The following is a 9,594-nucleotide window of genomic DNA, read 5'->3' as shown; positions in this document are numbered from 1 at the left end:
GAAATACCCTCAGTGGCATGATAATAAGATTGGTGGGGTTTGTCAAGGAGTTTCTTCGTTTGTGCTAAAGTTTGTTATGCAAGAAGTCTATTGTATTTTCTTCTTAATAGTGAGAATTGGTATAATGTCTCTTGACATCTAACAAGTCTATGAATAGCCTAGAATAGTTTTGTGTTAACTTAGGAGTTATTATAACGTTCGTTCAATTACTTAATAAAGAGTTAGATGGTTTGCATTTATTAAAACATCAGTTTTACCAATCATGGAATAAAGGAAAATTGAACCTTGAAGCTCTGCAAATCTATGCTAAGGAATATTATCATCATGTTGCTGCATTCCCTCGTTATATCAGCGGTATACATTCTTTGTGCTCAAATCTGAAAACACGACAAGTTTTACTTGGTAATTTAATAGAAGAAGAGCAAGGTGATGAGAATCATCCAGAGTTATGGCAACGTTTTGCTGAAGGGCTTGGTGTCACGCTATCTGATCTTCATAAAGATGCACAGATTAAGGAGACACAAGAATTAGTCGATGGTTACTTTGATATCGTACGATCAGGCTTTGCAGCAGGTCTGGGTGCCCTTTACGCTTATGAACATCAAACTCCAGAGGTTTCTAAGTCTAAAATTGAGGGTCTAAAAAAACACTACTCAATAAATGATGAACGTTCTCTCCAATTTTTTACCGTTCATATGGATGCTGATGAGTGGCATTCTGAGGAATGTGCAAATCTTATTGCAGATTTAAGCGGGGAAGAGCAAGACAAGGTTATGCAGGGTGCTAAAAAAGGAGCGAAGCTCTTATGGGGTTTTCTTGATGGAATGATGAACGCACATGCACATTGCTAAGGGATTTTTTGATAGAGGGGGAGCTTCTCTTGAGTAACTTTCAGGAACACTAGGAGAGAATAGGAAAATATAAAGATGGGGAACCCGTTATGCAGCCTCCTTATCCAGGATTTACGGCTTTGGATTCATTTAGGATGTAGCGCAGAAGAGAAGTTTCATCCCCAATTAGTGAGTATTAATGTTGATTTTACCTTTAAGTTTCCTCCTGTAGGGCTTGTGACTGATCGACTTGAAGATACTATCTGCTATCTAGAAGTAGTGCAGAACATTAAATCTCTCGCTCAAAGCAAGCAATTCAATTTAATCGAACATTTCACTCATGATGTATACGTAGCCATTAATAACCTTCTGATGCAAAAAAAGCACATTATTTCTTCTATAAGAGTAACTACTCACAAAGTTGCACCGCCTGTTCCTGATGTGCATGGAGGTGTTCTCTTTACTTATTGTAATGTACTGCAAGAGCAGGAAGATAATCAATGATTTACATTTCTATTGGCTCAAATATAGGGAATCGCCTTTCTAATTTACAAAAGGCTGTAGAATTACTAAAGAAGCGCTATTTTAAAGATTTAAAATCTTCAATTGTTCTGGAAACTCAGGCTATTTTACCAAATGGTTCTCCAACTGAGTGGGACAAGCCATTTCTAAACATGGTTGTATATGGAAGTTGCCTTACTTCTCCTGAAGAACTGTTAAAAGGTCTAAAACAAATCGAATGTGACATTGGCCGTGCACAGATCTGTGAAAAATGGGCACCTCGTGTTATTGATTTGGATATTTTGTTGTGGGATGACCTAACAGTTGATACACCCTACCTTAAGATTCCTCACCCAGAACTGATAAACAGGCCATTTTTGCTTCACTTGATGGCAATGTTTGATCCCATGGCAATAGTGAACAAAACGTTGGGGTATAATACTCCTAACACTAAAGACTGCTTTTTTAAAAGCTTTACGCTTTCACCAAAACTTGCAGGTATTGTTAATGTTACTCCCGATTCATTTTCAGATGGTGGTCTTTATTATGGTGCAGATCAGGCAACGAAACAAGCATTGCAATTGGTATCAGATGGTGCAAGCATAGTTGAATTTGGTGCTCAATCAACAAGACCTGGATCTTCGATACAGACTCCAAAAGCGGAATATGCACGCTTAAAACCAATACTTGATAATCTTAGTCATTATATGAAAGTTGGTGATATTAGAGTTGGTATTGATAGTTTCTGGCCAGATGTTATTTTAAATGTTTTAGAACACTACAGCATTGCTTGGATAAACGATGTTAAAGGAGATCTGGATGATGATACTTTAAAAGCAATTGCAAGCAATGGGTGTAGTATCGTTATTATGCATTCACTCTCCATACCGCCACATAAAGACAACATTATTCCAGGTAACGTTGATCCGGTTAGTACCATAAACCATTGGGCAGAAAAGAGCATTAACAAATTACTAGCTCTAGGTTTTGATGAAAGCTCAATCATTATTGATCCTGGTATTGGTTTTGGAAAATCTTTATATCAGAATATCTGGCTTTTGCGCAATATAGAAGCGTTACAAAGTTTTGGCTGCAGGGTTTTAGTGGGTCATTCTAGAAAGTCATTTATTTCTTCTTTTTCCACAGAACTTGTCTTTAACCGGGATTTAGAAACAATTTCTACGTCATCTGTATTACACAACAAGGTTGATTTCCTTCGAGTGCATAATGTGCGCGATCACATGCGATTTTTTGTGGCCCAAGCTGCCTTACAGGGATGATGATTATTGGAATCATGGCTGTTGATCCGAGTGGAGTGATTGGTGTAAATAATGGGTTGCCCTGGCATTATCCAAGTGAGCTAGAGCATTTTCGTCAGGTTACTGACAAACAAGTTATTGTTATGGGAAGAAAGACATTTGAAACAATACCTCAAAACATACTAAAGGATCGTACTCCGATTGTTTTCTCTCGTAACAAGTTAAGTTCTTGTTTTAACAGAGATATCAAGTGCACTATTGTTTCTTCTATGCAAGAATTCCAATCAATCCAAAGTAGTTCTAAAATCTTCGTGATTGGCGGACAAATAGCGCATCTTTTTTTAGAGCATGATCTAATTTCAGAGTTTATTATAACCGAAATTCATAAATCTTATAAAGGTGATGTATATTTCAACTTAGCACTTCTTGATAGGTGGAATAAAATTATTCTCACCAAAACGGAAGATTATACTATATGTAGGCTAACACGTTAATATAATATGCATATTGAAGCAATCTACACTCACCGCATTGAATGTGGTGAAGCATTAGAGAAGATCCTTGATCACCATGTTTCAAAGTTGCTAAGAGAGGAAGTTGTTCTTGCTATCACGTCAAAAATCATTTCCGTTTGTCAAAAACAAGTGGTTTACAAAACTGCCTGTTCTAAAGAAGAGCTAGTCAGAAGAGAGGCTGATGCAATTGTTGATGTAGGATCTTGCAGTGTCTGTTTGACAATGAAAGATGATATCTTAATTCCATCTGCCGGTATTGATGAATCAAATGGTGATGGAATGTATATTCTATACCCAAAAGATGTTCAGAAAACAGCTATGTCAGTATGGAGCTATCTTAGGATAAAACACTGCATAAAACATCTTGGTGTTTTGATTACAGATAGTAATATAACACCTATGCGTCGTGGAGTTACTGGAATTGCTCTTGGTTGGTGTGGGTTTAAGCCACTTTATTCTTATGTAGGTAAGTCAGACCTTTACAGCAAGCCACTTAAAGTAACACAAACTAATCTTCTTGATGCCCTGGCAACATCTGCTGTTTTAGTCATGGGGGAAGGGGCAGAGCAAACACCAATGGCAATCATTAGAGATATACTAAAGATCTCCTTTCTTACTCGTCCGCCAACTATGGAAGAAGAAAAAAGTGTTAAGATATCAATGGAAGAAGACCTTTACTCTCCTCTCCTTATGGGAACCCGGTGGTTGAAGAATGGAGAATAAATTTAAAAGATTATAATCTGTGAAAAAGATTCAAAAAATACAGCGTACATTGGGCATAGATGCATGTGCAAACGCTTTCGGCTGAACGGATACAATTTATTGACCAATATAGAGTTGTCTTGGTCTACAAATTTTAGTTTCTCTATCGTTCATCATTTCATACCACTGAGCAACCCAACCAGTAGTTCTTGCAAGTGCAAAAATAGGCGTGAACATATTTGAAGGAATATCAATAGCACTCATTATTATACCTGAGTAAAAATCAACATTCGGATATAACTTACGCACAACAAAATATTCATCCTTTAAAGCTACCTCTTCAAGTTCTTTTGCAATCTTGAGGAGTTCATTACTTTGTTCTAAATTACTTAAAACCTCACTACAAGTGTCTTTTAATATGCGCGCACGTGGATCGTAATTTCTATAAACACGATGACCAAACCCCATCAATTTAAATGGGTCTTTATCATCCTTAGCTTTTTCAATAAATTTATCTATATTCCCACTTTGCCCTATCTCTTTTAACATACTGATAACTGCTTCATTAGCTCCACCATGCGCCGGTCCCCAAAGTGTAGCAACTCCTGCAGAGAGACTCGCAAACAAATTAGAACCAGCTGATCCTACTACCCTGACGGTTGCTGTTGATGCATTCTGTTCATGATCAGCGTGAAGAGTAAATATTTTATCCAGAGCTTTCGCAAAAAGAGTGCTTTTATCGTTACCAAAAGCATTGCCAAACATCATCCTTAAGAAATTTTCACTATAGCCCAACTCATTGTCAGCATTTATGAATTCCTGATTGTTGATATGCCTATATATCATTGCAACAATTGCAGGAACTTGCGCTATTGCAGAAATTCCAAAATCTAGATCTTCATTATTGGTATTGTTACCATGTCTCTCATGGTACAATGCTGACAAACTTGCAAAACATACAATCAAAATTGACATAGGATGAGCAGTTTTTGGAAATGCTTTAATTACGTTTATAATCTGCTCTGATACTTTGGATAACTCTCCTATTTTTAGGAGAAACTTTTTGTGTTGCTCTAAATTAGGTAACGCACCATAGAGTAATAGATAAATTACAGCAGTAAAATTATTATTCTCTGCCAAATCAGCTATATCATGTCCTCTATACTTAAGAACTCCCTCATCCCCATCAATGAATGTAATTGCAGAAGAACATAAAGCTGTGGAAACAAATCCCGGATCGTAAGTAAATAATCCTGTTGTCTTATATAAATCTTTAATATTTAACACATCAGAGCCTGTTGTCCCACTTAATATGGGTAGCTCAATTTTTAATCCATTGCTTAATTCTAATAACGCTTTTTTATCCATCACTCAAGCCACTTGAATTCTATACAAACTGAAGAGTATATATTAGCCCGGTTAACTTTAGGTTAATCACACTAAGCAGTCATGAATGCTTTTACTTTTGCATTTAAGCGACTTATTTTACGTGCAGCAGTGTTTTTATGAATAACACCTTTATTTACACACTTGTGTAAATTAGATTCAGCGTTTCGAAATGCTAGAATAACATTTTCTTTGTCACCGGACTTAATTATATCAATTAATTTCCTAATAGCAGTGCGAGTTTTACTCTTGCGCATTTTGTTTATTAAAGTGCGCTTTGCTATTACCTTTATCATTTTTTTAGCACTCTTATGATTCGCCATATATTAATACCTAAAACACTGTACTCTTTTTTCATTATAAAATTTTTTTACTAATTTGCAATACTAGTTTTTTCTGTGGCTAACTTGCTACTTTTCTCTTCTATAGTTTTTTCTAAATTTTCCAAGAATTTGTCCTTGCTTAACCCAGGATATATTGGCGGTAATATCTTTATTATTGCCTTTCCGGAATTTTTTCTTATGGAAAGTATGCTCTTTGGCCAAAATAAACCGGTATTTAAAGCAACCGGTAATACAGGCACAGATAACACTTTATATAGAGCAGCAACACCTGGTTTATATTTTGTTTTTTGCTTTACAGCTGTTCTGGTGCCTTCAGGAAATATTATTACGGTTCTATTTTCTTTTATGCGCATTCTTGTTAATTCGATAATATGGTGTATAGAACTGACGCCATCTGAGCGATTAATAAAAATCATTCTTAGTGCCATAAAATGCAAACCAGCAAATGGGACCCATTTTAGCTCACGCTTTAAAATAAAAGCTACTTCTCTAAATAAAAGCATAAAAATAAAAGTTTCAAGTGGGGATTGGTGTTTGGAAGCGACTACAAATGGTTGTTTGGGAATGTTTTCTCCACCTCTAACTTCATATTCAATTTTACATAATAAACGAAGCATGAATAATAAAACCTTCACTGAGTAGACAGAGAAAATAGTCACTACACGTACAGGAAAAAAGATTACAGGAAGGGCAATTAAAGTATAGAACACTTCCCATAATATAAGAAATAAATTGAACAATAAACCTAAAATCATAAACTCGGATAAACTTATTTGAGTTTATCTCTATTATAAATTAAAAACAATAGGTTTAACCATTGATCACTTGAGTGATAGGATGTGAATCAGTTAATTTGTCCTTCAATTTCTTGTTAGCAACATGAGTATATATTTGCGTTGTAGAAAGATTAGTATGGCCAAGAACTTTCTGTATCAGCACAATACTTGCTCCACTATCCAGTAGATGAGTAGCAAAGGAATGTCTGATTACATGTGGAGATATTTTACTTTCATCGATATTACATTTTCTTGCTAATTCCTTAATCAATTGACCAATCCTCTGCCTTGTAATCGGCCTGTTAGATTTATTACCTGGAAATAACCAATCTGATTCCTTTCCTTCAGAAATCAGATTATTGCGAATTGATAAATAATTTCTAAGGCTTTGCAGTGCTTCCTCGTTAAAAAGGATTTGCCTTTCTTTACCACTCTTTCCTTTTATTATTACATAACATTCTTTGTCATTACTGTTTACTAGATGTGACACCTCACACAATTTCATATTAATCAGCTCAGAAATACGCATGCCAGAAGAGTAAAGGATATCTAAAATAGCGCATAGCCTTCTATTGTTTATTTCCTTATTTGATCCGCTCGCTGACTTTCTGACTGTGTCCATTAGCAAAAGCATTTCTTCCACGCTCAAATACTTTGGCAAAGGGCGAGAAACTTTTGGGTTTTTCAACTCATCATCATTAGCTGGAGCTGGATTGAAATCTATTATGCCATCATTAAATAGGCACTTATAAAAATTTTTCATAGCAGATATTTTTCTTGATACAGAACTACTTTTATATTTCTTTTGTGTGTATAGAGATTTCACATAATCCTTAATATTAGTTTTGCTTGCGTTAACTAAATTAGTACCACTTTCCAATAAAAAATCTTCAAGCTGGCATAAATCTGAACGATAACTTTCTAAAGTATTTTGCGTAGCAGACCTTTCTGACACCAAAGTATCTATGTAATACGTTATGTAAAGATTTTCTTTTTTATCCTGCAACTGCTTACTCTTCATCACTAACTCCTATATTTATTTCTTTGACTACAGTTTGATTGAAAACTTTACTAGTATTCTTTATTAAAAAATATGAGATAAATAAAGCACCTATCAATAAAACAAGTACAACAAACTTTCGCCTTAATTTTTTTTTCAGATTTGATCTTATAGTTAAATTATAACACCAAATCTATAGAAAGCACCTTACAAAGTGAATTCTACTACGATATACCACTTCTTAGTCGCATCTACTTATATCTATTATAACATAATATTTTCTTATAGCGCTAGCACAACCAAGTGATGACTTCTGTATTAGTGCCACAGATGTTAATAAATTTTTAATATATACGCTCTGTATAAAGAGGAAATCATATTATACCTTTTTTTAATAAAGTGCTAATAAAAGGAATAGTAACATTTGATCCCATAGACTCATTATCTATTTTTTCTATCACTTCATTAACACTGCAAAAAGAACGCTCTATTCTTGCTAAGATATAATTAATCACTTTTAAATCGACTTTTAACTGTTTATCTGAAAATCGCTTTATTAACATAATTCGTAATAATTCCCCACTAGCAGGTGGAATTTTCACGCTGGTAGTTGATAATATACGAGAACTCAAGTCTTTCAATTTAAAATTAAGTTTTTTTGGTGAAGTTGAAGCAGTAATGAGTAATCTCTTGTTATTTTCTTTCATGTAGTTGTAACAATGTAATAACATTGCTTCATCTTGAACATTTTGTATATCTTCCAAAATAAAAGCGTCGCTATATCTCATCTCACTTATGAAATTGTTCACATTGATAAAAATTGCATTGTTCATCGCTTGCCAAATGTGAGCAAGATGGGTTTTACCAGAACCTTTAGGCCCAAAGAGAATCAGACATTTCCAAGACAAATCATCAATTACTGAATTGTACACATCCTTATTTTCGTCTAAAACGATGAAATTTTGCTGGCTATAATCAGTTTGATTGTTGTTAAATAAATTTAATTGCACATTAAACATTTTGCGTCCCTGACAAAATTCGTTTTCAAGTACATTAGGTATTTTGCGGTTAGCCTCTCCTTGTTACAAACTAGTTATTCTGCTAACCATTTTTATAAAACTCACTGTTAAGATACCAATCGACTGCATAACCTACTGACACATAAAACATTGCTATTATTGGAACAAAAAGTAATATACCCATAAGTCCAAAATATGAAGCACATATAGTAATTCCAAGAATAATCACAGATGGATGCATATGAACTTTTTTTCCTATTAACAAAGGAACCAGTATGTTCGCATCCATTAACTGTCCAATACCAAATAACAGTAGAACAGTAGTGCTTTCAAACCACCCATTAAATTGAGTAACAGCGCTCAAAAACCCAATAATAGTATATAGCAGCGGTCCTATATAAGGTACAAATGTTAGTGTTCCCGATAAAATTCCAATAGTAACAGAATGATTCAACCCGATTATACTAAGACCCACAGATTAAAAGATCATCATAACAATGCATACATTTGCCTGTCCTTTTAGATAATTAGATACGATGAAATCCACTTTTGAAAAATAATCTCCACTTTTTCTCTATATGGAACAGGAACTAATTTACTAACTTTTGCTACAATCCAAGGCCAATCACGCAATATATAGAAGAAGATTACTGGAGTGATTACTACTAATGATACTGTATGAATCAAGCTAAAGCTCGAGATTAACACTTGGATTATAAAATTACTGGTAATATCAAAAGCACGTATGAAATAAGATATAGGATCGCCATGATTTTCTGCTAGATTCTTAGATAAGTGATTAAACAAACCATCTCCTACTTTTATATTAAGAAATTCTAACACAGATGGAATAACTTTAAGGTTCAATGAAGGCACTTTACTGACTAAAAAGTTTAATATTGAGGTAATTTGAACATATATAATAGGTAAAACAAATGTAACAGCTAATACAAAAACTATCAGCAGGATAAATATTATAAAAATTACAGAATAAAGGCGCGGTATTTTATACTTTTCAAACTTTACTACTAGTGGATTAAATAAATACGCAACAACAATAGACACTAAGCATGGAAAAATCATAGGGCGCACTAAAAATAATGTGCCAATTATAATAAGTAGTATAAGACAAACAGTTACATGACGTTTTTGCATGTTTTTAGCATAGTCAATCTATTGAAAAAATACACAGTTTATTTTTCTATCATTAATGATTACCAGAATCACTTATGGGAGTGTTAAATAAACTGTGTCAAACCGCA

The 9,594-nt window shown here is 34.2% G+C and carries 10 protein-coding genes and 1 pseudogene; 5 read left to right on the top strand and 6 right to left on the bottom strand.

What is annotated here, in order from left to right:
* Positions 1-191: 191 nt before the first annotated feature.
* The 5 genes from HET73_RS04115 to HET73_RS04095 all read left to right on the top strand — a co-directional run bounded on the left by HET73_RS04115 (position 192) and on the right by HET73_RS04095 (position 3,828).
* Positions 192-851: a CADD family putative folate metabolism protein gene (locus tag HET73_RS04115; protein WP_174134065.1), complete on the top strand. Its 660-nt coding sequence runs from the start codon at positions 192-194 to the stop codon at positions 849-851.
* Positions 852-926: 75 nt separating this feature from the next.
* Entirely contained in the window at positions 927-1,334 is a 408-nt protein-coding gene (locus tag HET73_RS04110; protein WP_174134063.1) for a dihydroneopterin aldolase, read from the top strand.
* Positions 1,331-2,611: a dihydropteroate synthase gene (gene folP, locus HET73_RS04105; RefSeq protein WP_174134062.1), complete on the top strand. Its 1,281-nt coding sequence runs from the start codon at positions 1,331-1,333 to the stop codon at positions 2,609-2,611. The genes HET73_RS04110 and folP overlap by 4 nt, the downstream gene beginning before the upstream one ends.
* On the top strand, positions 2,608-3,084 hold the full coding sequence (locus HET73_RS04100) for a dihydrofolate reductase (protein WP_174134061.1): 477 nt from the start codon (positions 2,608-2,610) through the stop codon (positions 3,082-3,084). Before folP ends, HET73_RS04100 begins: the two co-directional genes overlap by 4 nt.
* A gap of 6 nt (positions 3,085-3,090) precedes the next feature.
* The gene (locus tag HET73_RS04095; protein WP_174133387.1) at positions 3,091-3,828 is read left to right on the top strand and encodes a putative folate metabolism gamma-glutamate ligase; all 738 of its coding nucleotides are present in this window, start codon (positions 3,091-3,093) and stop codon (positions 3,826-3,828) included.
* A 96-nt stretch (positions 3,829-3,924) separates the two neighbouring features.
* Here HET73_RS04095 and HET73_RS04090 read toward each other — a convergent pair whose 3' ends face one another.
* The 6 genes and pseudogenes from HET73_RS04090 to HET73_RS09445 all read right to left on the bottom strand — a co-directional run bounded on the left by HET73_RS04090 (position 3,925) and on the right by HET73_RS09445 (position 9,487).
* Positions 3,925-5,175 carry a citrate synthase gene (locus tag HET73_RS04090; RefSeq protein ID WP_174134064.1) on the bottom strand — a complete coding sequence of 417 codons (1,251 nt, stop codon included), beginning with the start codon at positions 5,173-5,175 and terminating at the stop codon, positions 3,925-3,927.
* A gap of 71 nt (positions 5,176-5,246) precedes the next feature.
* On the bottom strand, positions 5,247-5,516 hold the full coding sequence (gene rpsT, locus HET73_RS04085; protein ID WP_174134060.1) for a 30S ribosomal protein S20: 270 nt from the start codon (positions 5,514-5,516) through the stop codon (positions 5,247-5,249).
* A 50-nt stretch (positions 5,517-5,566) separates the two neighbouring features.
* The gene (locus HET73_RS04080; protein ID WP_174134059.1) at positions 5,567-6,292 is read right to left on the bottom strand and encodes a lysophospholipid acyltransferase family protein; all 726 of its coding nucleotides are present in this window, start codon (positions 6,290-6,292) and stop codon (positions 5,567-5,569) included.
* 55 nt (positions 6,293-6,347) lie between these two features.
* Positions 6,348-7,334, bottom strand: a complete 987-nt coding sequence (locus tag HET73_RS04075) for a tyrosine recombinase (RefSeq protein WP_174134058.1) — start codon at positions 7,332-7,334, stop codon at positions 6,348-6,350.
* 353 nt (positions 7,335-7,687) lie between these two features.
* A complete protein-coding gene (locus tag HET73_RS04070) occupies positions 7,688-8,323 on the bottom strand; it encodes a DnaA ATPase domain-containing protein (RefSeq protein WP_174133516.1) in 636 nt (211 codons plus the stop codon).
* A gap of 91 nt (positions 8,324-8,414) precedes the next feature.
* Positions 8,415-9,487, bottom strand: a pseudogene (locus tag HET73_RS09445) (AI-2E family transporter).
* Between the last annotated feature and the right edge of the window lie 107 nt (positions 9,488-9,594).

This window comes from Wolbachia endosymbiont of Atemnus politus (assembly GCF_013309895.1).
Note: the sequence above shows the minus strand (reverse complement) of the source record. Positions and strands in the feature narration are given on the sequence as shown.

Excerpts from the sequence above, each read along its gene's own strand:
- HET73_RS04110 (WP_174134063.1), top strand. The coding sequence starts at position 927 with ATGGGGAACCCGTTATGCAGCCTCCTTATCCAGGATTTACGGCTTTGG.
- folP (WP_174134062.1), top strand. The coding sequence starts at position 1,331 with ATGATTTACATTTCTATTGGCTCAAATATAGGGAATCGCCTTTCTAAT.
- HET73_RS04100 (WP_174134061.1), top strand. The coding sequence starts at position 2,608 with ATGATGATTATTGGAATCATGGCTGTTGATCCGAGTGGAGTGATTGGT.
- HET73_RS04095 (WP_174133387.1), top strand. The coding sequence starts at position 3,091 with ATGCATATTGAAGCAATCTACACTCACCGCATTGAATGTGGTGAAGCA.
- HET73_RS04090 (WP_174134064.1), bottom strand. The coding sequence starts at position 5,175 with ATGGATAAAAAAGCGTTATTAGAATTAAGCAATGGATTAAAAATTGAG.
- rpsT (WP_174134060.1), bottom strand. The coding sequence starts at position 5,516 with ATGGCGAATCATAAGAGTGCTAAAAAAATGATAAAGGTAATAGCAAAG.
- HET73_RS04080 (WP_174134059.1), bottom strand. The coding sequence starts at position 6,292 with ATGATTTTAGGTTTATTGTTCAATTTATTTCTTATATTATGGGAAGTG.
- HET73_RS04075 (WP_174134058.1), bottom strand. The coding sequence starts at position 7,334 with ATGAAGAGTAAGCAGTTGCAGGATAAAAAAGAAAATCTTTACATAACG.